The organism is Streptomyces sp. NPDC054883 (genome assembly GCF_053610645.1).
This window is the reverse complement of the sequence record NZ_JBSGYT010000004.1, coordinates 141,024-162,923: the sequence shown is the minus strand read 5'-3', so window position 1 is coordinate 162,923 and position 21,900 is coordinate 141,024. Positions and strand designations below refer to the sequence as shown.

The 21,900-nt window shown below is 70.7% G+C and carries 22 protein-coding genes and 3 pseudogenes; 12 read left to right on the top strand and 13 right to left on the bottom strand.

Features of this window, described 5'->3' with window-relative positions; translation table 11 throughout:
* Nucleotides 1-51: 51 nt before the first annotated feature.
* A complete protein-coding gene (locus ACWGH1_RS05400) occupies nt 52-375 on the bottom strand; it encodes a hypothetical protein (protein WP_453352678.1) in 324 nt (107 codons plus the stop codon).
* 239 nt (nt 376-614) lie between these two features.
* Nucleotides 615-878, bottom strand: a complete 264-nt coding sequence (locus tag ACWGH1_RS05395; RefSeq protein WP_453352677.1) for a hypothetical protein — start codon at nt 876-878, stop codon at nt 615-617.
* A gap of 705 nt (nt 879-1,583) precedes the next feature.
* Here ACWGH1_RS05395 and ACWGH1_RS05390 point away from each other — a divergent pair.
* Together ACWGH1_RS05390 and ACWGH1_RS05385 are read left to right on the top strand one after the other, a co-directional pair.
* Nucleotides 1,584-1,799: a DUF6243 family protein gene (locus tag ACWGH1_RS05390; protein ID WP_453352676.1), complete on the top strand. Its 216-nt coding sequence runs from the start codon at nt 1,584-1,586 to the stop codon at nt 1,797-1,799.
* 586 nt (nt 1,800-2,385) lie between these two features.
* Nucleotides 2,386-3,136, top strand: a pseudogene (locus ACWGH1_RS05385) (winged helix-turn-helix domain-containing protein); the annotation flags it as partial.
* Nucleotides 3,137-3,147: 11 nt separating this feature from the next.
* Here the strand turns inward: ACWGH1_RS05385 and ACWGH1_RS05380 are convergent.
* Nucleotides 3,148-3,975, bottom strand: coding sequence for a DUF2182 domain-containing protein (locus tag ACWGH1_RS05380; protein ID WP_453352675.1), 828 nt, complete (start codon nt 3,973-3,975; stop codon nt 3,148-3,150).
* A 200-nt stretch (nt 3,976-4,175) separates the two neighbouring features.
* Between ACWGH1_RS05380 and ACWGH1_RS05375 the strand changes: the two genes are divergently transcribed.
* Nucleotides 4,176-4,829, top strand: a complete 654-nt coding sequence (locus ACWGH1_RS05375; RefSeq protein ID WP_453352674.1) for a DUF1326 domain-containing protein — start codon at nt 4,176-4,178, stop codon at nt 4,827-4,829.
* A gap of 1,456 nt (nt 4,830-6,285) precedes the next feature.
* Here the strand turns inward: ACWGH1_RS05375 and ACWGH1_RS05370 are convergent.
* Entirely contained in the window at nt 6,286-7,137 is an 852-nt protein-coding gene (locus ACWGH1_RS05370) for a helix-turn-helix transcriptional regulator (RefSeq protein ID WP_453352775.1), read from the bottom strand.
* Between the two features lie 168 nt (nt 7,138-7,305).
* On the opposite strand from ACWGH1_RS05370, the gene ACWGH1_RS05365 reads away from it, so the two are divergent.
* The gene (locus tag ACWGH1_RS05365) at nt 7,306-7,605 is read left to right on the top strand and encodes a putative quinol monooxygenase (RefSeq protein ID WP_453352774.1); all 300 of its coding nucleotides are present in this window, start codon (nt 7,306-7,308) and stop codon (nt 7,603-7,605) included.
* A 125-nt stretch (nt 7,606-7,730) separates the two neighbouring features.
* Here ACWGH1_RS05365 and ACWGH1_RS05360 read toward each other — a convergent pair whose 3' ends face one another.
* Complete coding sequence (locus ACWGH1_RS05360) at nt 7,731-8,360, bottom strand: TetR/AcrR family transcriptional regulator (RefSeq protein ID WP_453352773.1); 630 nt, start codon at nt 8,358-8,360, stop codon at nt 7,731-7,733.
* 63 nt (nt 8,361-8,423) lie between these two features.
* Here ACWGH1_RS05360 and ACWGH1_RS05355 point away from each other — a divergent pair, with 63 nt between their 5' ends.
* From ACWGH1_RS05355 to ACWGH1_RS05325, 7 genes and pseudogenes are all read left to right on the top strand, one after another.
* Nucleotides 8,424-8,906: an SRPBCC family protein gene (locus ACWGH1_RS05355; protein WP_453352772.1), complete on the top strand. Its 483-nt coding sequence runs from the start codon at nt 8,424-8,426 to the stop codon at nt 8,904-8,906.
* Between the two features lie 194 nt (nt 8,907-9,100).
* Nucleotides 9,101-9,628, top strand: coding sequence for a GNAT family N-acetyltransferase (locus ACWGH1_RS05350; protein ID WP_453352771.1), 528 nt, complete (start codon nt 9,101-9,103; stop codon nt 9,626-9,628).
* Nucleotides 9,629-10,087: 459 nt separating this feature from the next.
* Nucleotides 10,088-10,243 carry a hypothetical protein gene (locus ACWGH1_RS05345; RefSeq protein WP_453352770.1) on the top strand — a complete coding sequence of 52 codons (156 nt, stop codon included), beginning with the start codon at nt 10,088-10,090 and terminating at the stop codon, nt 10,241-10,243.
* 367 nt (nt 10,244-10,610) lie between these two features.
* Nucleotides 10,611-10,978 (top strand): annotated as a pseudogene (locus ACWGH1_RS05340) (VOC family protein).
* A 175-nt stretch (nt 10,979-11,153) separates the two neighbouring features.
* On the top strand, nt 11,154-11,642 hold the full coding sequence (locus tag ACWGH1_RS05335) for a GNAT family N-acetyltransferase (RefSeq protein ID WP_453352769.1): 489 nt from the start codon (nt 11,154-11,156) through the stop codon (nt 11,640-11,642).
* Nucleotides 11,643-12,046: 404 nt separating this feature from the next.
* Nucleotides 12,047-12,373 carry a hypothetical protein gene (locus ACWGH1_RS05330; RefSeq protein ID WP_453352768.1) on the top strand — a complete coding sequence of 109 codons (327 nt, stop codon included), beginning with the start codon at nt 12,047-12,049 and terminating at the stop codon, nt 12,371-12,373.
* Between the two features lie 223 nt (nt 12,374-12,596).
* Nucleotides 12,597-12,916 (top strand): annotated as a pseudogene (locus ACWGH1_RS05325) (dihydrofolate reductase family protein); the annotation flags it as partial.
* A 73-nt stretch (nt 12,917-12,989) separates the two neighbouring features.
* On the opposite strand, the gene ACWGH1_RS05320 reads toward ACWGH1_RS05325, so the two are convergent.
* Genes ACWGH1_RS05320 through ACWGH1_RS05310 form a run of 3 tightly spaced genes read right to left on the bottom strand, consistent with a single transcriptional unit; the run spans nt 12,990 to nt 15,246 of the window.
* Nucleotides 12,990-13,688 carry a B3/B4 domain-containing protein gene (locus tag ACWGH1_RS05320; RefSeq protein WP_453352767.1) on the bottom strand — a complete coding sequence of 233 codons (699 nt, stop codon included), beginning with the start codon at nt 13,686-13,688 and terminating at the stop codon, nt 12,990-12,992.
* A gap of 45 nt (nt 13,689-13,733) precedes the next feature.
* Nucleotides 13,734-14,381, bottom strand: coding sequence for an FMN-binding negative transcriptional regulator (locus ACWGH1_RS05315; RefSeq protein ID WP_453352766.1), 648 nt, complete (start codon nt 14,379-14,381; stop codon nt 13,734-13,736).
* A gap of 28 nt (nt 14,382-14,409) precedes the next feature.
* Complete coding sequence (locus tag ACWGH1_RS05310; RefSeq protein WP_453352765.1) at nt 14,410-15,246, bottom strand: EamA family transporter; 837 nt, start codon at nt 15,244-15,246, stop codon at nt 14,410-14,412.
* A 115-nt stretch (nt 15,247-15,361) separates the two neighbouring features.
* Between ACWGH1_RS05310 and ACWGH1_RS05305 the strand changes: the two genes are divergently transcribed.
* Nucleotides 15,362-15,946, top strand: a complete 585-nt coding sequence (locus tag ACWGH1_RS05305; protein ID WP_453352764.1) for a helix-turn-helix domain-containing protein — start codon at nt 15,362-15,364, stop codon at nt 15,944-15,946.
* Here ACWGH1_RS05305 and ACWGH1_RS05300 read toward each other — a convergent pair.
* The 5 genes from ACWGH1_RS05300 to ACWGH1_RS05280 all read right to left on the bottom strand — a co-directional run bounded on the left by ACWGH1_RS05300 (nt 15,913) and on the right by ACWGH1_RS05280 (nt 21,879).
* Complete coding sequence (locus tag ACWGH1_RS05300; RefSeq protein ID WP_453352763.1) at nt 15,913-16,761, bottom strand: hypothetical protein; 849 nt, start codon at nt 16,759-16,761, stop codon at nt 15,913-15,915. The two genes, ACWGH1_RS05305 and ACWGH1_RS05300, sit on opposite strands and share 34 nt — an antisense overlap.
* A gap of 140 nt (nt 16,762-16,901) precedes the next feature.
* Nucleotides 16,902-17,975, bottom strand: coding sequence for a polyprenyl synthetase family protein (locus tag ACWGH1_RS05295; protein WP_453352762.1), 1,074 nt, complete (start codon nt 17,973-17,975; stop codon nt 16,902-16,904).
* A 310-nt stretch (nt 17,976-18,285) separates the two neighbouring features.
* A complete protein-coding gene (locus ACWGH1_RS05290) occupies nt 18,286-19,443 on the bottom strand; it encodes an LLM class flavin-dependent oxidoreductase (protein WP_453352761.1) in 1,158 nt (385 codons plus the stop codon).
* A 10-nt stretch (nt 19,444-19,453) separates the two neighbouring features.
* Nucleotides 19,454-20,500, bottom strand: a complete 1,047-nt coding sequence (locus ACWGH1_RS05285; RefSeq protein WP_453352776.1) for an LLM class flavin-dependent oxidoreductase — start codon at nt 20,498-20,500, stop codon at nt 19,454-19,456.
* On the bottom strand, nt 20,497-21,879 hold the full coding sequence (locus tag ACWGH1_RS05280) for an NtaA/DmoA family FMN-dependent monooxygenase (RefSeq protein WP_453408443.1): 1,383 nt from the start codon (nt 21,877-21,879) through the stop codon (nt 20,497-20,499). The genes ACWGH1_RS05285 and ACWGH1_RS05280 overlap by 4 nt, the downstream gene beginning before the upstream one ends.
* Between the last annotated feature and the right edge of the window lie 21 nt (nt 21,880-21,900).

Sequence of the window (21,900 nt, the reverse complement as noted above, 5' to 3'; positions counted from 1 at the left end):
CCCCGCTACGGCGGCGGGAACACTCATGCCCCACGCACCTGCCGACCCCCGTCATCGATGCCGCCCACCTACGCGGCCCCCGCCATCACCGGCGTGCCGCGCTCGCGCCTCCTCGCCGTACTCACCGCTGCTCCCGCGCCAGTACGCGGCCCGCACCTCCCCCTCGGCGAAGTCCCGGCGCGGCAGCCGCAGGCCGAGGGACACCTCCAAGGCGTGGAAGTACGGCTCGAACGTGCCGGTCAGTTCGGGGTGGTCCAGCTCGGCACGGTGCACCGCCCGGTGTGAGGAAGTCGAACTCGCCGCCGCGTAGACGGGAGACGCGGCCGCGCTCGCTCCAGCATCCCCCCAGTCGTCGACGCGGCGACCGTCCCGCATGAGTCGAAGGTGCAGATGGCTTTCGCGGAGGTGGCGGTCAGCTGCACGCTCTCCTTGATCCCGAGCGCCGCGTACGCCTCCTTGTCGGCGAAGGCCCGGCGGCGTGTCGTGGTACAGCAGAAACGTCCCCACGCTCACCGCCCAGCTCCAGGGGGGCGGCGTGTCCGGCCCCGGTGCGCGCGCTAAGGCGTGATCCGCCAGGTGCCGTGGCGCATGTCGAGCGTCGCCGTCAGGTCGGCTTACTGCGGAAACGGAACGCCCAGGTGCCACGGTTCCGGCAGGCCAGCCAGCCCGATCGAAACCAGATCCTCGGTGACGTGGCCCAGGGCTCCGATCCAGTGGGGTGCCGTGGCGATCAGCCGCTCAGGCAGCCACGGCCCGGGCTCGAGAACGCGCAAGGAGGGACTCTCGGCACGTTCAGCGAGGGCGGATCCGGCCAACAGGGTCAGCAGCCGCGCCAGGACCGCGGCCGGCAGGGCGGGGTTGCGGGTTTCCAGCAGCACGTAGCAGTCGTCGTGGCCGGAGAACCAGACAACTACAGATCGACCTTGGACTGCGGCAGCACCCCGGCCCCCTCGTTGTACATGCGCGGCGTCGGCCGGGACGCTGCACGGGCGGCCCGGCAGCTGGTTGTGCAACGGCACGGGTGTACGGCACCGAGCAGTGCGGCGGCGGTTCGGACGGTGGCCGATCTGGCTGCTGCCTTCCAGCTCTTCGACGACCTCCTCGGCATCCGCGCGGCCGACAGCGCACCGGCAAACCGGTCGGCTCGGACCGTGCCGGTCACTACCCGTTGCAGCCGCGCTGGGCGCCAATGACCGGGCCGCACCCGAGTTGCACACCCCGTAGGCGCCCCGGCCCAATGTCCCCCGCCGAGCCGGGCCGGGCGGCCCGCCTGGTCGAGGAGGCCGGAGGACGTCCCGGGGCGCAGCAGACCGGACTGCGCCGTCTCGGGTGACTGGGGATCGAGAACGGCTCTGTCCCGGCCCCTCGCCGGTTGCGGGGCGGGGACAGGCCCATCGGGGTGTTACAGCACCTCGGGGGGGTGGTGTGGGGGGCCGACGGGACCGGGTAACGTCTTTGTCATGTTCTTCCAGACGCCGATTTACGAGTGAGAGCGTGACGGGCCCCGCTGACGTCCTTCGACACCGCCGCCCGTCCCCCACCGATGAATCCGTAGATCACTTCAATCAATACCGGGAGAACCCGTGACCGACAGCAAGAACATCAACAACCCCGTGGGCCAGGGCGGTGGCCAGCGCAAGAAGCAGTCCCGCGCCGAACGGCAGAACAACGGTCCCCACCGCAACCTCGACCGCCAGGGCGCAGCCGACAAGAAGGCGGAGCTGGTGCGCAAGATGCGCGAGAAGGCAGGCGCAGCGGAGGAAGCCGGGCAGACGGGCGACGACACCGCACACAGCTGACGCACCGCTGCCGTACCAGGCGCGGCCGGTCCCGCTCAGCTCCAGGCCGATCACCGCGTCTCAGCAGGCCGCCTCGGCAGCCGCAGGGTCAGCAGCCCCCGTCCTCCACTCCGAGCTGTGCCAAGAGCGTCACCACTGTTGGCCATGCCCCAGCGCGGCGACACCGCAGCGATGGGTTTCGTAACTGATCTCCGAACCGGTGTGGGCGAGATCGGTTGCCGATCCGCGGAACCGGATCTGCGCACCGCCACCACCGTCGCCACAAATGCTCTGCTGATCGCAGAAAGCATCTGAGTGGCCACCGCCGCGTTGGTCGCGGACACCGGCTACGGCGCGAACGCTGACTTCCGCCACGACTTGGCAGACCGCGGACTTCGTGCCCGCCCATGTCCGCCTCGCGGGCCGTCGGCCGTCGGCCGTCGGCCGTCGGCCCAAGCCTGCCGCGGACGGGACGATCCCCCTCGTCCGGCCGATCGCCCAGTCGCCCCGCGATGAAGCGGAGCCCATGAAGTACTGGCTCCCCCGAATCCGGCCGCCGAGGTCCCCCGGGGGCCTGACCGCTGAGCATCGGGCGTTTCGGTAGGGGATCCGGCTTCAGGCCGACAAAAGGTTCGCGGCGGATGAGAAGACCGCGGTGATCGCGAGGGGCTTACGGGTGAGTGTGCGGTCGGTGGAGGCCGGCGCCGTGCCCGGCGCGAGGGCGGCACGGAGGCCTGCGCTCCGCAGGCCCGGCGATTTCTCCGACCGTCACTCGAGGAAGAACTCGGCAAGGGTCCGTCAGCACACGGCTTCGACGACGAACGCTGAACCCCGGCCCGGGCGCGTACGGTGATCCGCCGCCGCCTGCGGATGAACCTGTCGGTAGCGACGTACGGCGGCGGCTGAAACGGCGCGACTGGTCATGGCAGGCACCCGCCCGCAGAGCCCTTGAGCGTGACGAGCGAGCGGTGGAGCTGTTGCAGGAGGAGGTGTGGCGGACCCCTCGGTCGCCCCCGGGCAGGACTACCGCGACCTGCTGGTACGGGTACACATCCAGCTCAGCGGCCCGATCGTGGTGGCTGGGACAACCTCAACAGGCATCCGGCCGCCGGGCTGAAACGGTACGAGGCCGAGCACGACCGGCTCACCACCATCCGGCTCCCGCGATGCACCCGGCCTGAACCCCGTCCAAGCCGTCTGGTCACTCCGGCGCAGGGCGATGGCCACCACGGCCCGGGGCACACCCGACGACCTCCACCGCGCACTCCGCCGCGAGTTGCGCAGGATCCAGCTCCCGCCCCGTGATGCACGGCTGCCTCACCGCCACGGACCTGACCATCGAGCCACCGACCCCGCCCTGGCATCCTCATCAGGGGCGGAGCATCTCCGTCATGGGCGACTGCGGCGGGGTCAGGCCCGGCAGCAGCCAGGGCTGGAAGAGGCTCAGGACCGCGAGCACGAGGAAGACGGCCCCGACGACCTGCGAGAAGACGGGACCCAGCCGCCAGAGCTTCTCCACGAAGATCACCACGGCCACCGCGGCCATCGCCAAGACGTTCATGACTCCCAGCGGGACGAGCACGACCATCAGCCCCCAGCAGCAGCCCACGCAGTACGCCCCGTGGTGCGCCCCGACCCGCAGATCGCGGGCCCGGGGCCGGAAGCTCGCGTAGCGCACGAGCTGGCCCATCGGGCTCCGGCAGTGCAGCAGGCAGAGGTCCTTCCACGGGCCGAACTGGTACAGCCCGGCGACCAGGAAGGCCCCGGCGCCGATCCAGCGCCCGGCGCCCGGGTGCTCGTCCACCAGGACCCCGGTCCCGGCGAGGAGCCCGTAGGCGATCAGACCGAAGGCCGTCCAGGCCAGCAGGTAGCCGCCGACGAACTGGGCGGTACGAGCCACCCGCACGACTCCCCCGGGCGACTGGCGTCCGATGGCCCGTGCCCAGGTGAGGGCCACCGGGGCCACCGACGGGAACATCATGGCGATCATCATGACCAGCCACAGCAGCAGGAACAGCGGGACGCCCATACCCATGGTTCCCGGCTCGGCCCCCATGCCACGGGCCTGGTCGGCCACCAGCACCCAGGCGAGGAGGGCGATCGACGCCATCACGGACCAGGCGAGGGCAAGCTGCCGGGCGGACAGCAGATTCGCCGGACGCAGAGGGGGTGACAGGGCCTTCCGGTCGAGGCGCACACCTCCAGCACAGCACGCCGGACCTGCGCGTGCGCGCGGGAACGTGTGTACGCGAAAAACACCTCCTCCGAGTGACCGCTGCGGTGGGACAATCGGGATGGATACCCCGTACGACCCGGGCGTGGGCCGGCGATGGTTCCCGGGGGCTCTGCCGTCCTCCCGAGACCGACGTCCCGGCACGGTCACAAGGAGGCAGGGAGATGTCCGAGACGACGGCGACCGTTCCCCGGTGGCACGCGGCGGGCGACTGGTTCGACACCTGCAACTGCAACGTGCCCTGCCCCTGCTCGTTCGCACAGCCGCCCACCCACGGCAACTGCGACGGCATTCTGGCCTGGCACATCCGCGAGGGCCGTTACGGTGACGTGCGGCTGGACGGCCTGAACGTGCTGATGCTGGGCTCGTTCGTCGGCAACATCTGGGCCGAGCACACGGACACGTACGCCGCGGTCTTCGTTGACGAGCGCGCCGACGCCCCGCAGCGTGAGGCGCTTCAGATGATCTTCGGTGGGCAGGCGGGCAGTTGGCCCGCCGAGATGGTGACCATGATGGGCGCCGAAATGCGCGGCATGGAGTTCGCCCCCATCGAGATCGAGGTCGCCGACGACCTCGCGGGCTGGCGGGCCGTGGTACCGGGCCGGGTCGAGGCGAGCGCGGTCGCGCTCACAGGACCCACGACCCCGGAGGGCGCGCGCGTCCAGTCGACCAACCTGCCGGGTGCGGAGACCGGACCGGGCCAGGTCGCGACCTGGGGCCGCTCGACGGCGGACCGCGCCGATGCCCACGGCTTCCATTGGAGCCACGAAGGCCGGTCCAGCAAGCACATCACCTTCGACTGGACCGGGCCCGGCTAGAGACCGGTGTCACCGGTCTGCGTTTCCTTGACCGCCATGGCGAGACCGTCCCGTGGTAGTACGGAATCGGCGCTGCTCAGCGGCTCGATGGCCAGGTCGGTCGGTGACCGCGCTTCACCGCGGCGCCGCTCCCCGGGCCGCCGAGAAGGAGGCCGATCTCGCCGCCGGCCCCCTGGAAGTCCAGCCCCGTAATGGCGTAGTGATCAAGAGGAAAGCGCGTGGTGTTGGGCGAGGACTCCGTCGTGCTCCGCGACGGGGGGCTCCGGCAACCACCGCGCCGAGCAGCACGCCCAGGGCCGTCGCAAGCACCGCCACGTGCTTCGCGGAAGCGGCGCTCGTCACTGCGGCCGCGGAGTGTTCGGCGGTACTCGTCGTGATGGGCATGGAGCCCGACAGCCCCACGAGGAGTGCGACCGGCACCACCGCGAACGGGGCCGCCAAGGCGACCGCGACCGGCAGCACCGGTGAACCAGCAGCGCCCCCTTCCCCGCCTGTCCAGTTCCAGCGGCGGCCGCGTAGCGGCCAGGCGCAGCCGGAAGCCGCCGCTCACCAGTACGCCGATCCCGGCGTAAGGGCGGCCGCGGGCGCGGGCCGGGAGATCCGCCGGGCCGCCAGACCCGTGGCGGCCAAGCCGACGACGAGTGTGGCGACCAGCGCGGGCCGGCATCGGCACCGGGGTCGACGGCACTTGCACGCCCGGTGCCGTGGACCCAGGCTCTGCAGCTCGGCGAGGCAGCGCCGGCCGCCGACGAGCCGACGAGCCAGGCCGGCACGGCCATCGGCAGCGCGTCGCGGGAACCTGACCGCGTACCAGCCGCCGGGCCCGTCGGGGCGTCGCCGCGATGGTGCGAGCAGGGCCAGCTCGCGGTGCTGCCGGCGCAGAGGGAAGCCCAGCGCGTTGACCACGACGAAACGCGACCAGCACCGCGATCTCACCGGGCACCGCCCCACCACACCGAACACGAACCCGAGGCGACGGCGCCGAAGGTGCGAGGGCCGCCGACAGAGGCCGCCATGACTTGAGGCCCGGGACCGCGGCCACGTCCCGTCCCGTACGAGGACGCGGCCTGAGCTGCCGGAGCTGCCGGAGCTGAAACAGCCTGCCGCCGTAGGCCTGGACGTGCTGCCGCGCCCAGCCGTCCCATAGGCCTGTCCCTACGGGTCCGACGTGCGACGCGGAAGCGCGCGAACACGACAGCGCCCGTGGCGACCGGCTCGGGAAGAGCCCCGGCACCACCCATGGCCGGGGACTGGCCACCCGGGGTCGGCTGCACGGTCGGCCCCGTCCAGCATCGAGACGTAAGCCCAGGCCGACAAGGAAGGCGTACGTTCTCCGGCGGTCTGACCGTTGCGGCGGAGTTGTACTCGAGCAGGTGCCGCCCAACGGCAGTGGAGGCGAGCCCAGCGACTACAGCAGGTGTGGTGCTACCCCTGATGAGCGTGACCCGCGGCAGCGTCAGCGCGCATTGTCGATCTTGACTGCGGCAAGGCCGGCCAGTAGCTGAAGGGTCGTGGCGGCGTCGGACCCGGGGGGCGCACTGTAGATCATCATGGTCATGTCCGGGTCGTCCGGGGCGCGCATGGCCACGTAGTCGAGGGTGAGGCCACCGAGTCGGGGGTGGGCGAAGCGTTTGTTTCCGCGGGTTTTGCCGCGGACGTTGTGGTCGGCCCAAAGACGGCGGAAGTCGTCACTGGCGAGGGAAAGCTCGCCGATGAGGCTGGCGAGCTGGGGGTCGTCGGGGTGACGGCCGGCGTCGAGGCGGAGGTTGGCGACGGTGTCGCGGGCTTTGTCATCCCAGTCGGGATAGAGGTCTTTCGATGCCCCGTCAATGAATACGAGCCGGGCCATGTTCCGCTCGGCGGCGGGCACGGCGCAAAAGTCGGCGATCAGAGCGCGGGCCATGTCGTTCCAGGCCAGGATGTCCAAGCGGCGGCCGACGATGTAAGCGGGGACACCGGTGAGGGCCTGGAGGGCCTGGCGCATCTCCGCGCCGACCTGCTGAGGGCGGCTGGGTCGCTTGCGGGTGGCGGTCGGGCGGGCAAGGTTGTGCAGGTGGGCGCGTTCGTCGCCGTCTAGGCGGAGGGCGCGGGCGACGGCGTCCAGGACGTCGGAGGAAACGTTCCGGGCGCGGCCTTGTTCGACGCGGGTGTAGTAGTCGACGCTGACGCCCGCCAGCAGGGCGAGCTCTTCACGGCGCAGGCCGGGCACTCGCCGCTGGCCCCCGAAGTCGGGGACGCCGGCGTCTTCGGGGCTGAGTCGGGCCCGCCGAGTCTGCAGAAACTCGCTGAGCTGCTGTGCGCGATCCATGTGCCCAGTGTCGCGGATGTCCGAATGACTTCACCTGGTCCTGCCAGACCCAGGCAGGGTGGACCCGGGCTGATCTGAGCCCTGGGTCGTCCCGGCACCGGCTTGCAGCATGGATGTCGTTCGCCTGGCGGGCATCCACTGCGAGAGCGCATCACCTGGAGTTTTCTTATGCCGAGCACCCTCGTCCTCATCGCCGACTTCGTCGCCAAGCCAGGTCAGGAGGAGCGTTTGCGGGACGAGCTGAATGCGATGATCGTCCCGTCCGTCGCCGAGGAGGGCTGCCTGGGATACCAACCCCTCACCGACCCCAACCATCCTGAACGGATGATCATCCTTGAGGAGTGGGTCAGCAGCGAGGCCCTCGAGTACCACTTCACCCTGCCGCACTTCCAGCACGTCGCGAAGGTCCTGAACGAGATCCTCGCGGAGCCCTTCACCCTGCGGAAGTTGACCGAGACCCCCGTCTGAGCACGGTCTTGCAGATGCCAACGAGGCTGCCCCGGATGACGGGAATTCCCCGAACACCGCTACGTCTGAACCGGCGCCCGGGCCTTCGGTCCGGCCGAGCAGGACCGTGGCCAAGAGGCAGTTCCTCAGCTGTCGGCCAGGGGCGTCGGCGGCGACGCCGGCCTCGCGGGAAGCGAGCCGAGCAGTGCCGCAGTGCACTCCTCGGCGAGGTCCTCGGCGTGGGCGGGGAGGGGGTCTCCGGCCCGGAGGTGCCGCCGGACCAGCGAGAGGGGCAGGTCGACCACGGCGAGCGCGACACGTTCGGCGGCCTGCGGACCTTCGGCACCCAGGGCGGTGGCAAGGGTAGCGAGAGTGGCACGCACCCGCTGGTGGCCGCGGTCCGCGCGCCGGAGGTGTTCGTCGGACCAGTCGGCGCGCCCGAAGTCCTGGGCGCCGTAGAGGAGGAGGGCGGCCTCCTGAGGGTGCGCGCGGCTCCAGGCGACGACGTGACGCGCCGCCGCACACCCCGCCCGCCGCGCGTCGACGCTTGCTTCGACGGCCTCGAAGTAGCCCTCCTGGAAGCCCTCTACCGTCCGGAGCCAGACCTCGGCGAGCAACGCGTTCCGGCTGGGGAAGCGGTGGTACACCGAACCGCTCGGGGCGCCCACCTCCGTGGCGACCGCGGACATCGTCACCGCGGCGGGGCCGGCCGCGGCGGCCAGTCGCACGGCGGCGTCGAGGAGCTGCTGCACATCGAAGCGAGGTGGTCTTGCCATGAGTTGGAGAGTACTCTCTACAATATTAGAGACCACTCTCTATATGGAGCCTGAGGAGGACGCATGGGCGTCTACAACGTGCATGAGCGCCTGCTGACCGCACAGCGCAGCGAGGTGGGAGCGCTGATAGACACCCTGGCGAGCGGCGATGACCAGCTGTGGCCGCAGGGCAGCTGGCCCCCGATGGAGTTCGACCGCCCTTTGTCGGCCGGGGCGACGGGCGGACACGGCCCGGTCCGCTACACCGTCGCCGCGTACGTCCCCTCGCAGTGGGTGCGCTTCGCCTTCAGCGGCCCGCGCGGCTTCCACGGATTCCACGAATACGCAGCTTTCGCTGTCGACCGGGACCACACCCTGCTGCGCCACACCCTGGCCATGGCCGCCAAAGGCACGGCCCGCCTCACGTGGCCGCTCGTCTTCCGCCCCCTCCACGACGCCTGCCTGGAGGACAGCCTGGACCGCGCCGAACTGGCCTGCACGGGTACCGTGGCCCGCCCGGCGCGCTGGAGCCCCTACGTACGCATGCTGAGTGCGCTTGCGCCCTGACCATTCGGCGGCCGGACGGAGGGCGCCGGGACGGGGACGCGGACCACGAGAAGGCCTCTACACGGACCAACGTGCGCCGTGGGCCACGTCGATACGCGATCTGCGGGCGGCATTGGAGCGGCAGCGCGAAGAGGCCGTAGTGAGCCCCGGTATAACTGGTCGACATTCTGATCTCGGGCGCATTGACTTGCGGCATGCCCGAACTGCGTACAGATCGTCTTCTGCTCCGCCGATGGAGGGAGTCGGACCTTGAGCCGTGGGCGGCGATGAACGCCGATCCCGACGTCCGGGGACACCTGGGCGAGCTGCTGACACGGGAGCAGAGCGATGCCGCGGTGACGCTCATGCAGGCCGAGTTCGACGGGCGTGGTTTCGGGTGGTGGGCGTTGGAAACGCGGGAGACCGGCGAGTTCATCGGCCGTGCCGGCTTGGACGAGGTGGCCGAGGACATGCCGTTCACGGGCGTGGACATCGGGTGGCGGCTGACGCGTTCGGCGTGGGGTCAGGGCTACGCCACCGAGGCCGCGCTGGCCTGCCTGGCCTTCGGCTTCCAGACCCTCCGGCTGGCGGAGGTGGTTGCGTCGACGACCGTCAACAACGTTCGTTCCCAGGCAGTCATGCGCCGAATCGGCATGACCCGGGATCCGGCAGACGACTTCGAGGATCCGAGCGTGCCCGATGGGCCGCTGCGCCGGTGCGTGCTGTACCGGACCCTCCGCTGAGAACTCATGGCCTGCACTCTCGGCAGGACGGGGCCCCGGGCGCCCCCACGAGTTGTCCCCGAAGCCGCGGTCCGGCCCCCGCAACGGGGCGCCGGGTGTTCACAGTCGTTAAAGCGCCGTGGCGCCGTCGACTGTGACGCCTCCGAGGCGTGCGTGCCGGAGCAGCTGCTCCGCGCCCTGAACCGGCGCGACGTGTTCGCCGCCCGGTGGGCAGATCCGCGCGCGAAGTGCCGGCCGGGCCGAGGTGAGCGGGTACTCCCCCGCGGGCGTGGTCGTCGGAGTCGGCCCCAGCAGCTTTCCGGTCACCAGGTGCGCGTGCGCCGCCGCCGAGTCTGTGGCGGCCCACGAGGGTATACGTCAGAGGCGGCAGCTCAGAGCGCGCATACCGCCTGACGCGCCCGGTCACCGCCGCTCGGCGCCAGCCGGGCTCCCGTCCAGTCGCCGGCCGCTCTGACAGCCGTGGCCTGCGCCATACCGGCGGTCCTCGCCGACACGCACCTCGCCGTCGTGGTTCTCGCCGCCGGTGAGCTTCGCGATGTCGGACCGCAGCTCCTGATCGACGTCCTAGTCGTAGCCGACCTCATGGACAACCTCACCCGACACATACCGGCGTGACCATCCGTAGACGGCATCACGTTCCTCTCCAACCCCCGGGCCGTCCACCGTGCACGAGGCGGGCCGGGTATTCGCCGCCGTGCCGCCGCTGCGCCGGATCGAACTCGTCCAGCCGAAGAACGGCCAGGAACCGAAGGGCCAGGAACCCTCGACCGCTCGCGCATCGACGCCTGAGCCGACCGGGGCGGGTGACGGACGGTGGCGGGTCTCCCTGTACTCAGTCGGTCGTGATGCGGATGGTCACTGCTCCTTCGGAAAGGGAGGCGGCGGTCCGGGGTGTAGATCGTCTGGCGGGGTGGTCCTGCCGATGAGTCCACCGTCCTCAAACGGTCTACCCAGCGATACGACCGTTCTCGACAGGAGTGCCATGTCCACCATCCAGCCAGTGATCGTGATTGCCGACCAGGACCGTCTGCTCGGCTTCCACACGAATTTGTTCGGCGCTGAGGAGATCTTCCGGGTGCCGGCGGAAGGCCCGGCCTTCTACCTCGGCTTGCGCATCGGCGATACCGATCTCGGGCTGGTGGCCAAGGCGGACCCGGGGACTGGGGCTGCGCCGCGGATCCTGCTCAGCATCAGTGTCGACAACGTCGACGAGACGCTCGGCCGGGTGACGGGCCTGGGCGGCTCGGTCCGCGGCGGCCCCAACGACATGCCGTGGGGACAACGCGTCGCACACATCCGGACCCCGACGGCAACCCGGTGAACCTCACACAGCCGATCCCGGTCCCGTGACGCCGTCCCGGGCGCGTGTGCTGATCGTGTGCTACCTGCGGTGCGGAACGCCCGCCCCCGGTCGGGAGCGCGAGCCCTTCCGGCTGACGTCGGGGCCGGGTCGAAACCCCTTGGACGGCACGGTGACCCGCAGGCTGAAATGGGAGCCGCTGTTGTCAGTCGAAGGGATGCGGCGATGACCGAGATCAGGATGCGCCTGTCGGTGCGCGGCCTCACCGACGCGGATCTGCCGTCCTGCGGCTGGGCCGGGTCCCGCAAGCACGTGCGCGGGCTCGTCCACCAGATCCGCCGCGCCGAGGCGGGCGAGACCGACTACCTGGCGGTGTGCACGCCGGTCGGGCTCCCGGTCGCGGTCGGTGGCATCGACTACACGGTCAAACCCAGCGCCGGCACCCTTTGGCAACTCAGCGTCCACCCCGCCCTGCAGTCCTGCGGGATCGGCACGCTGCTGATCCGCTCCGCCGAGCAGCGGATCAGGGCCCGCGGCCTGAACCGCGCCGAACTCGGCGTCGAGGAGGGCAACCCGCGCGCCCGCGCCCTCTACGAACGCCTGGGCTACCGCGCCTTCGGCCGCGAGCTCGACTCCTGGGACGTGGAGGCCGAGGACGGCTCGCTCCAGCGGTACGAGACGATGTGCACGCTGATGCGCAAGGACCTGGCGTGACGCCGGGTTTCGCTGCGTTCGTCACTGCGGCTACGTCATCCTCGCCGACGACGCAGCGAGCAAGCCGGCCGCGCTCGACGGCTCCCGCTCGTCGCGGCTCGACCTGGTCGTCACCACCCTCGAACGGTTGGGGGGCCGCCGGCTGGGTGCGCGCCGCGGCGGAGAGGTCGCTCGGGACCGTCGCCGCGATGGCCGCGGTGGCAGGTCCTGACCGCAGGAATGGCGCGGGCCGATCTCGGCCGCGCTGCCGACCTCCGTCAAAACGACCGTGAGATGCCGCGTGACAAAGCTGACGATACGGTGGAATAACCACCAGTACGGCGTAGCGGCTCGACCGCTGCCAGGGGTTTCGTAGCCGTCACGCCTCACCGACCGTACCGTCAGCGCCCAAGGCAGGTTGAACGATGAACCAGACACGTCGTCTTGCAGCACTCACGCTCTTGGTGGCTCCCGCTCTCGCAGTGGGTCCCGCCCTCGCCGCCCACGCCTCGACCACCACGGCCCCCACTGCCGCGAAGTGCAACATCGAGGCGGACTCAGGCGGTAAGTACCACGTGTGGGGCGAAGGATTCCCGGCCGGCACGACGATCACCTACTCCGGCTCCACCTCGGGCTCGGTCCCCATCGACGAGTCGGGAAGGTTCGACCTCGGCGGTCTCACCGGAAGCAAGTACGTGGTCAAGACGGCAGACGGCAAGACCACGGTCACCTGCACAGCGGTCCACTACTGAGACTTCACGAACGGCTGAGCGCCAGGCAGAGGAACCCCCTCGAAGTGCTCGCGGGCAGAGGCGCCATACCGGCTCAGTGAGGCTCCTCGCTTCCCAGCGCGGCATCACACGGCCGACGGAGGCGGGCTGCCGGCTGGTCGTTGCCGTCCGCCCGGGCCACCCGCTATGAGTGACGCCCGGTTCATGTGCGGCCAGTCAGTCATGCGCGCACTGACCGCCTGCTCACCTGGTGTTCTCCCGGACCCTGACCGAAAGCCCGGACCCGGCCGTCGAAGTGGTCGCCGACGACCCGGTAGCGACCGTGCGCGAGCTCAAGCAGCAGGACGGCAAAGACGTCTGGCTACTCGGCGGCGCCGAGTCGGCCGGCTCCCTCTACGCCGAGATCAACACGCTGATCCTCAAGGCCGGCCCGCTGACCATCGGCGACGGGATCCCGCCGTCTCCCGTAAGGCCGTCTTCGACCCGCGCACTTGGACACTCGCCGACCACACCGTTCTCCGGAGCGGCGCGGTGTCCCTCACCTGCACGCGCGTCGGCAGCTGAGTGCTCCGGCCCACCTGCCCCGACCTCGCACACGGCCAACGCCTCGCGGGCTGGGCGCAGGCGAGGAATCGGTTCAGGCGCCGGTGAAGGACTTGAGGTGGTGCACCATGATCTGTCCGGCGTGCGGGACCAGCAGTTCCTGCAGTTCGCCGGCGGCGGCCGCGAGGAGGTGGCCGTCGCGGCTGCCCTGGAGGGTTTCGAGGACGAAGGCCACGCGGGTGGAATCTTCGGTGACGCGGGTGCGGTGGGCGTCGCGGTGGTTCCAGTGGCGGGTGAGGACGTCGGTGGTATCGGTGTAGATGATCTCGCCCGGCTTGGGGTTCTCGACGGTGTCGGGTTCGCCGAGCGGGGTGAAGGTCTCGCTGCCGTCGGCGTAGCGGATCTCGATGTCGCCGGTGACGCGGTCGAGGTCGAAGGCGCCGGCGGGCAGGCCGTGGCGGACGGAGACGGTGTTGTACGAGTCGACGGCCGGGTTGATGCGCGGCAGGGTGCCCTTCTTCGCCAGGCGGCGGCCCAGGGCGTCGACGCTGGGCCGGATACGGCGGGGGTTGGTGCCGAAAGAGCGGTAGGCGGTGTGCCATGCCCCAATGCGCGGGTCGTTCTCGTCGGCGGGCTGCCAGGCCCCGTCGGCGAGCTGCTGCTCCAGTTCGGTCTGGCCGGCGGCGGTGGCGGGCCAGGGTTCGTGGCCGCGCAGTCCGGTGGCGGTGACGACGGCGATCAGGGCGTCGGGGAATGCCTCCGCGACGGCGGGGCTGATGCGGAAGGTGGTCATCAGGGGTCCGTTCCAGGTGGTGCGGGCGTCGGCGGGAGGGCGTGGTCAGGCTTTCCAGGTGCCGATGCGGTCCAGGCGGCGCAGCTGCTGGGTCGCAGTGGGCGCGTCCAGGCCGGTGCCGCGTTCGGTGAGGCGGCGGGCGATGTCGGTGCGCTGCCCGGCGGGCTTGTGGTCGTCGTACTTGAACTTCGCCCGCACGTCGGTGACGTCCAGGCGCAGGCCGCGGATGCCGGGCAGCATCCGCCCGTACGGGGTCTGGGCGGGGTCGATGGGGGCATGGTCGCCGTCGGGCTGGAAGTGGGCCATCTGGCTGCGCAGCAGCTCGGCCTTGGCCGCGGGATCGTCGATGACCGAGGCCTGGCAGGTGAACTGGACAGCCGCGTAGTAGCTGGTGGGGACGCCGTCGGTGGGCGGGACGCCGGGCTTGGCGCGCCAGGGACCGGGGATGAAGGCGTAGTCGCTGGTGACGGTGAAGGTGACGTTCGGGTCGGCCTCGATCGCATTCCAGACGGGGTTGGGACGGGCGAGGTGGATCAGCAGGGCGGTGCCGTCGACGGTGAAGTGCGTGGGCACGACGACGGGCGCCCGGCCTGGCGGCCCGTTGACGCTGAGCAGGCCGAAGTCGTGGCCGTCGGCGATCCAGGTCTGCCATTCGGCGTCGTCGAGGGCGGCGTCCCAGGGCTGGATGAACATGCCGGGCTCCTTCCGGTGGTGGTGGCGGTCAGGTGAGGGCGAGGAGGCTGACGGCAACCGCGGCGGTGCCCAGGCCGATCAGCTGGCCGCGGTGGATCCGCTCGGCGAGAACGCTTCGGGCGAGCAGGACGGTACCGGCCGGGTAGAGGGCGGTGATCACGGCGACGACGGCCAGGTCGCCGCTGCGGGCGGCGAGCAGGAACAGCAGGTTCGCCACCGAGTCCAGCACGCCGGCCGAGGCCGACATCGCGTACGCGGGCTTCTCCACGCCGAGCCTGCGGTACATCAGCCCGGCCGCGACCAGGGTGACCGCGGAGGACACGGCACGGCCGACGATCAGCGGGCCGACGCCACTGTCCGCGGGCGCCTGGTGCAGGAAGACCAGCTGCAGGGCGATCGCCCCGCCCGCTCCCGACGCCATCAGCAGTGCGGTGCGCGAGGGGCGGGCGCCGTCGGCGCCGTTTCCTGCGCTGACCAGCACTACCGCCGCCAGCGCCAGCGCCAGGCCGGTCAAGGCGGCCAGGCCCAGGTGCTCGCCTTGGAGCAGCCCGACGCAGACCGGCAGCACCGCCGAGACCAACGCGGTGACCGGGGACAGTACGTTCATGGGGCCGATCGCCAGCGTGCGGTACAGCAGGGCGAACGCGGCGGCCGACGCGATGCCGGAGGCGGCGCCCCAGCCGAGGGTCGCGGGGTCGAAGGAAGCGCCGAGGAAGGGCCACAGCAACAGCTCCACCGTGAGCGAGGCCGGGGCGGCGATCATCACGGTGCGCAGGACGTGGGCCTTGCGGGAGCCGAGGCCGCCGAGGAAGTCGGCACAGCCGTAGGCCAGGGAGCTGCCCAGGGCCAGCAGCAGAGCAATCACGGGTACATCCCTTACTATCAATGGAACGACTACACCGTACAACGCACCGACCGGCAGATGTCAACCAAACGACCGGACGGTGCATTGCATTGATCCATCCCTGGAGGGTGACGTGATGGCCGAGACCGAGATGGCGTTGCGGACGCTCGCGCACAACGTCCGCACGGCCCGAACCCGCGCCGGGCTGTCGCTGGACGAACTCTGCCGCCGCGCCAAGGTCAGCAAGGGAGCCCTGGCCGGGCTGGAGAAGGCTCAGGGGAACCCGAACTTCGCCACCCTGGTCCGCCTCGCCGACACCCTCGGCATCTCGGTGTCCGCACTGATGGAAGGGCCGGCCGAAGGACGCGTCCGGGTCGTGACCGCCGATGCCGTCATGCCCCTGTGGAAAGGCGAACACGGCGGCGAAGCCCGGCTCATGCTGACCACTTCCGGACCGGCCCCGGTCGAGGTCTGGCGCTGGACACTGGAGCCGGACGAGGAGTACCCCAGCCACCCCCACCAGGTCGGCGTCGTGGAGACGGTCAGTGTCACCGCCGGACGGATGGTGCTCGTCGTCGACGGCAGCGAGCATCCTGTCGAGGCAGGGCAGACCGCCACTTTCGACGGCGACGCCGCCCACACCTACCGCGGTGCCGGGACCGAGACCTGCCACCTGATCATGACCGTTCACATCCCGCCCGGCCCGGGCTCCGCGGGCTGACCGGCACGTCCCGAAAGGTGTGAGCGAATCCGCACGTGGACGCGCGGCGCGTGCCGCCAAGAAGAACGGGACGTCGGCTCCGTGTTCGTCGCGGACGGTGCCGTTGAACGCCCTGACCGAACCCCGGACACGGTCTTATGGCCGGCGTCCCGCATATTCGAGTTTCGCGAGGATCGCCCGGAGCGCCGTGGTGCGGTCACTGTTCGCGGGCAGGCGCGAGAGACATAGTCGCAGAGGGCGGAGCGTTCCCAGCGGTACGTTGGCGGCGCCGAGTTCATCGACCACCGTGCCGACTGCGTGGACGCTTCCGGTTGGGCGTGCAAGCGCGCGTAGGCGGTCAGTCGTGTGCCTCCATCGGCCGAGCCGAGGGCGGCGCTGATGTCGAAGTCGGCCACGTACGGGGTGGCCCTGACGAGCTCGGCGAAGATCTGTTCCTGGCGGTGGGTCCGTGCGGTGCCGGAGGGTTCGGTGCGGCGCAGCAGCGTGTACTCGCCGACGAGCCGCCTCACGATGGCTGCCGCCGAGTCACGGGCCACGTGTTCGCCTCCTGACGTCACCAGGGCCACCCGAGCCTGCCGGTTGGCGTCGCCCACGGCCTGCCGGACCTCGTCGGTGCGCTGTTCGGCCGCTTCGACGCGCTCCTCCAGGCGCCTGTACTGCAGCTTGGTGCCGCCGGGGAGTTCGATGCTCTCGAAGAGGTCACCGAGCCGTGGAACCACCGCTATTGCAGCAAGAACCAACGTGGCGCCGTCGATGTGCAGGTCGGGTCTGACGATGTGGAGGAGGCCGACACCAGTCGCTCCGAATGAGATCACGAAGGCTATGAGGCGTTCGGCTCGCTTTCAGACAGGTCATCCGTTCCGGCGGCTGCCACGCAGTTCATGAGCGGCCCGCGCCGGGCGGTCTCAGCGGATGGCACGTCGGCCGGGGCAGCATGCCCTGGTGCGATCGCCGGTCACCTGGTGCGCTCGACGCTCCACTGCGGCAGCAGTTCGAAGAAGGTGACGGCCTCCTCCCGCCACCGCGAGCGCCATCCGGCTGGCACAGCGGAAGCTTGCCGGGCGTAGTGACGCATGTCCGCCTGCATCTTGCCGGGCACACCGCGGCGCTCGCCGATCTCCCTGACAGCGGCGATGGTCTCCGGTGCACACGCCGGGTCCCCGAACGCGGCTTCCAGCAGGTGGCGCTCAGTACCGTCGACGGCCGACAGCAACGCGTTGACGGTGTAGCTCCGCTTGCCGTCGCGTAGGTCGGTTCCGATCGGCTTGCCCATGACTGCCGCGTCCCCGAACAGGTCCAGGTAGTCGTCGCGCATCTGCCCGCAGACCCCCACCAGGCGTGCGTACTCCCGCAGCTCCTCGTCGAAGCGGGCCGGCTCTTGGCCCGCGGCCAGGAGTCCGAGCTGCATGGGCGCGAGAATCGAGTAGCGGGCGGACTTGTAGTCGGCCACGCAGTGCAGGACGCCCTCGTCGGGCGCGGCCGCGAAGTCGCGTTCCAGGTCGACGATCTGGCCCACGAACGTATCGGTTGCCGCCCGGGTCTGCACCTCGATCATGGCCTGCCGCACCGCTACGGGTACCTTCGTCTCCTCCAGCAGCACCCGCAGCGCCAGGGCAAGGGCGAGGTCGCCCGCGAGCACGGTCAGACCAAGGGCCGCCTGCGGGTGACCGGGAAACCGCTCGCGGTAGGCGTAGTAGGTGGAGGGGGCGCCGCGACGGGTGGGACTGTCGTCGATGAGGTCGTCGTGCACCAGGCCGTGGGTCTGCAGCAGCTCAATACTCAGCGCGGCGGCCCCCAGTCCTGCAACCGGCTCCTCGGTCACCAGACGTGCGGCCTCATGCAGCAGCACGACCCGCATCCGCTTTCCACCGCGCAGGGACAACTCCCTCAGCAACTGCACGCAGTCCGGGGTGAACCGACTGAAGGACGGCGCATCGAGTCGAGCGCCCACCCTGTCGAAGTACTCCTCGAAGAGCGTGTTGAACCGGTGCTCGTATCCGGCGGCACGCTCGAGGATCTGCTGGGTCATGACGCGGTCTTCCTGCTCGGGGACTGCCAGGGGTCACATCTGTAGACGTGCGACGGCTCGGGTTGGTGCCCGAGCCGTCACCGTCGCGCAGGATCAGGACGTGTACCGGGTGGCCCGAGGGACTTCCGGCCGAGGCAGGCACTCGCGTATTGCTCGACAACGCCCGGCGCGCATCGGCGGCGAGCTGCTCGATGTCATTGATGCCCAGCGCCGCGCACCCCGGTTCGCTCACTTCCTCGTGCCCTTTCAGGGAACCTCAGCCCGTCCGCGCAGAGCACCTGTACGACGGGGCCATGCGACGCACATCGCTTCAAGAGCGTGCGGCAGCTCGGCCGGCGCCTGAACGGCGTTGCCACTCCTCGGCCAGCAGGCGATAGGACCGGACCCGGTCCGCGTGGTCGTGCGTGATGGTGGTGATCAACAACTCATCGGCCCCGGTGCCTGCTTGGAGCCGCTCCAGGTGATCGGCGACCGTCCGCGGCGAGCCGACGAACTGGGTGTCCACCCGGTCGGCGACGAGTTCGCGGTCCGCCTCCGTCCAGGGCAGGGCGCGCGCCTCGGCGGGTGTGGGGAAGGGGATGGCGCCCGCGGCCGTACGGATGCTGCGCACCCAGGGCGCGTATCCGGTGGCCAGTTCACGGGCGGTCGCGTCGTCCTCGGCGACGACGACGTCGGCGGAGACCGTCAGGTACGGCCGGTCGAGCTCGGCGGACGGCTTGAAGGCGGCCCGGTAGCCTTCGGCGGCCTCCAGCACCGAGGCGGGGCTGACGTGGTAGTTGGCCGCGAACCGCAGCCCGTTGCGGCCCGCGGTCTCCGCGCTGACTCCGCCACTGCTGCCCAGGATCCACACCTGTACGTCGGCGCCCTCGCCCGGGACGGCATGTGCCTCCACCCCTTCCGCGGAGCGGTAGTCGCCCCGCAGCAGCGCCAGGACGTCGTCGACCTGCTCGGCGTAGTCCTGTGGCCGGGCACCGGGCAGGTTCAGCAGCCTCTGCTGCAGCGCGACCCGCGGATGGCCCAGCAGGTGCTCGAAGGAGAACCGGGCCGGGATGAGCAGCCCGTTCGGGGTGTACCCGTCCACGACGGGGGTGCCGGGCCGGGCCGGTTCTCCGGTGCGCGGCTGCGGCCGGCCGGCCGAGCGTCCGAGACCCAGGTCCAGACGTCCGGGGTGCAGCGAGTCGATCAGGCCGAACTCCTCGACGGTGGACAACGCGGTGCGGTGCCCGAGCTGGACGGCGCCGGAGCCCAGCCGGATCGTCGAGGTCGCGGAGGCGGTCAGCGCGAGCACGACCGCCGGGGAGGTGCCGGCGACGCCCGGATTGAGGTGGTGTTCGGCGAACCAGTAGCGGGCGTAGCCGAACGCCTCCGTCTGCCGGGCGAGGTCGATGCTGTGGCGCAGGGCCTGGGCGGCGGTGGAACCGGACGGGACGGGGACGAGGTCGAGGACCCCGAGGGGGATGCCGGACATGCCGGGCTCCTTACAGGTCGGGGAAGACGGGGTCGGGGATCTCGCGGCGCAACACCGGGGCGATCTGCGACTGGAAGAGTTCGAGGGAGGCGCGGTGCTCCGCCGGCGTGAGGCCGCCCGGCTCCGCCTGGAGGTGCAAGGCCGTGTGCCCGAACGCCTCGTGGTAGCGGTGGACCTTCTCGATCACCTGTTGGGGGCTGCCGACGAGTGCCGAGCTCCGCTCGACGAAGTCCTCCAGTGTCGTGAAAACGGGGACCGCTCCCTGCAGTTCGTGGGCGGCGAGGTACCGGGCGAACGCCGGCCGGTACGCCGCCACGGCCTGCTGCGAGGTGGGGGCCGCGTGGTAGCCGGCCGTGCCCGCGCCGACGACCGCGTGCGCCGGATCGTGCCCGTGGTGCTCCCAGCGCTCCCGGTAGTGGCGGATCAGCTCGGCGTACGGACCGATCGGGTGGGTGACGTTCGCCGAGAAGAGCGGGTCTCCGTGGCGCGCCGCGAGTTCGACCGACTCCCGGCTGGTCGCACTGCCGTGCCAGACCCGCAGGGCCGGCTGGAAGGGCCTCGGCAGCACCTCGGCACCGGCCAGCGCGGGGCGGAAGCGCGGCTCGGCGCTCACCTTGTCGTCGCGCCAGATCCGCCGGAACAGCTCGTAGCCCTCGGCGTTGCGCTCCCACTGGTCCTCGGGCGTCACGTGGAACAGCTCGCGCTGGGCCGTGCCGTTGCCCTTGCCGATCATCAGCTCCAGGCGGCCGTCGCAGAGGTGGTCGAGCGTGGCGTAGTCCTCGTACGCCCGCACCGGGTCCAGCAGGCTCAGCGTGGTCACGGCGGTGAACAGCCGGATCCGGCGGGTCAGTGCGGCGATGTGGCTGAGCACCACGGGCGGCGAGGACGACAGGAACGGCCGCTCGTGGCGCTCGCCGACCCCGAAGCCGTCGAAGCCCAGCTCCTCCGCGAGCAGCGCGGCGGCGACAACCTCGCGAAACCGCTCGCGGGTGGGTGTGGGGGCGCCCGTCACCGGATCCGCGGAGTCCGTGATCAGGGTGATGGCCAGGAACTTCACGAGGCCGCGGCCTGCCTGGCCGGGGCCTCGACGCCGGGCACGGAGAGCCCGAGGTGGTGGCGCAGGGTGGTCCCCTCGTACTCGGAACGGAAGACGCCGCGCTCCTGGAGCAGCGGGACGACGGTGTCGGCGAAGACGTCCAGGCCGCCCGGTGTGATGTGGGGGACCAGGATGAACCCGTCGGCCGCGTCCGCCTGCACCAGGTCGTTGATCGACTCGGCGACCGTGGTGGCGGAGCCGACGAAGGTCTGGCGCGAGGTGGTCGCGATGACGAGCTCGCGGATCGAGAGCTTCTTGGCCTCGGCGAGCTCGCGCCACTGCCGGGCGGTTTCCAGCGGGTCGCGGAACTGGCGGACACTCGCCCGCCCCAGGGCGATCGTGTTCTCACCGGTCTCCGGGTCGACGGCGGGCAGCGGGCCGTCCGGGTCGTAGTCGGACAGGTCCCGGTTCCACACGTGCTCCAGGTACTTGATCGCGGTCTGCCCGCTGACCTGGAGGCGGCGTACCTCGTGCGCGATTTCGTGTGCCTCGGCGTCGGTGTCACCGAGTACGAAGGTGGCCGCGGGCAGGATCTTCAACTGGTCCGGGGAGCGCCCGTACGCGGGAAGGCGGCCCTTGACGTCGGCGTAGAACGCCCGGCCCTCGTCGAGCGTCCCGTACCGGCCGAAGATCGCGTCGGCGCTGGCGGCGGCGAACTCGCGCCCCTCGTCGGAGTCTCCGGCCTGGAACACGACCGGCCGGCCCTGCGGACTGCGCGGCACGTTGAAGTGCCCCTCGATGTCGAAATGCCGCCCCTGGTGGGTGAAGGCCCCGGCCCGCGCGTCCCGCAGGAACACGCCCGACACGGGGTCGGCGACTATCTCGGAGCCGTCCCAGGAGTCGAACAGCTCGGTTGCGGTGGCCAGGAACTCCTTGGCACGCGAGTAGCGCTCCTCGCGCGGCAGGAACCCGCCGCGCCGGAAGTTCTCACCGGTGAAGGCGTCCCAGGAGGTGACGACGTTCCACGCGGCGCGGCCCTCGGAGAGGTGGTCCAGCGAGGCGAACTGGCGGGCCACCTCGTAGGGCTCGTTGAAGGTCGAGTTGATGGTGCCGGTCAGCCCGAGGCGTTCGGTGACGGCCGCCAGGGCGGCGAGCACCGTGAAGGTGTCGGGCCGCCCGACCACATCCAAGTCGTAGAGCTTGCCGCCCTGTTCGCGCAGCCGCAGCCCCTCGGCGAGGAAGAGGAAGTCGAACTTGGCGCGTTCGGCGGTCTGCGCGAAATGGACGAACGAGTCGAAGTCGATGTGGCTGCCGGCCGCCGGGTCGCTCCACACGGTGGTGTTGTTGACGCCCGGAAAATGGGCCGCGAGGTGGATCTGCTTGAGCGGCTTGCTGCTCATGATGGGTCCTTCCGGGTCCGG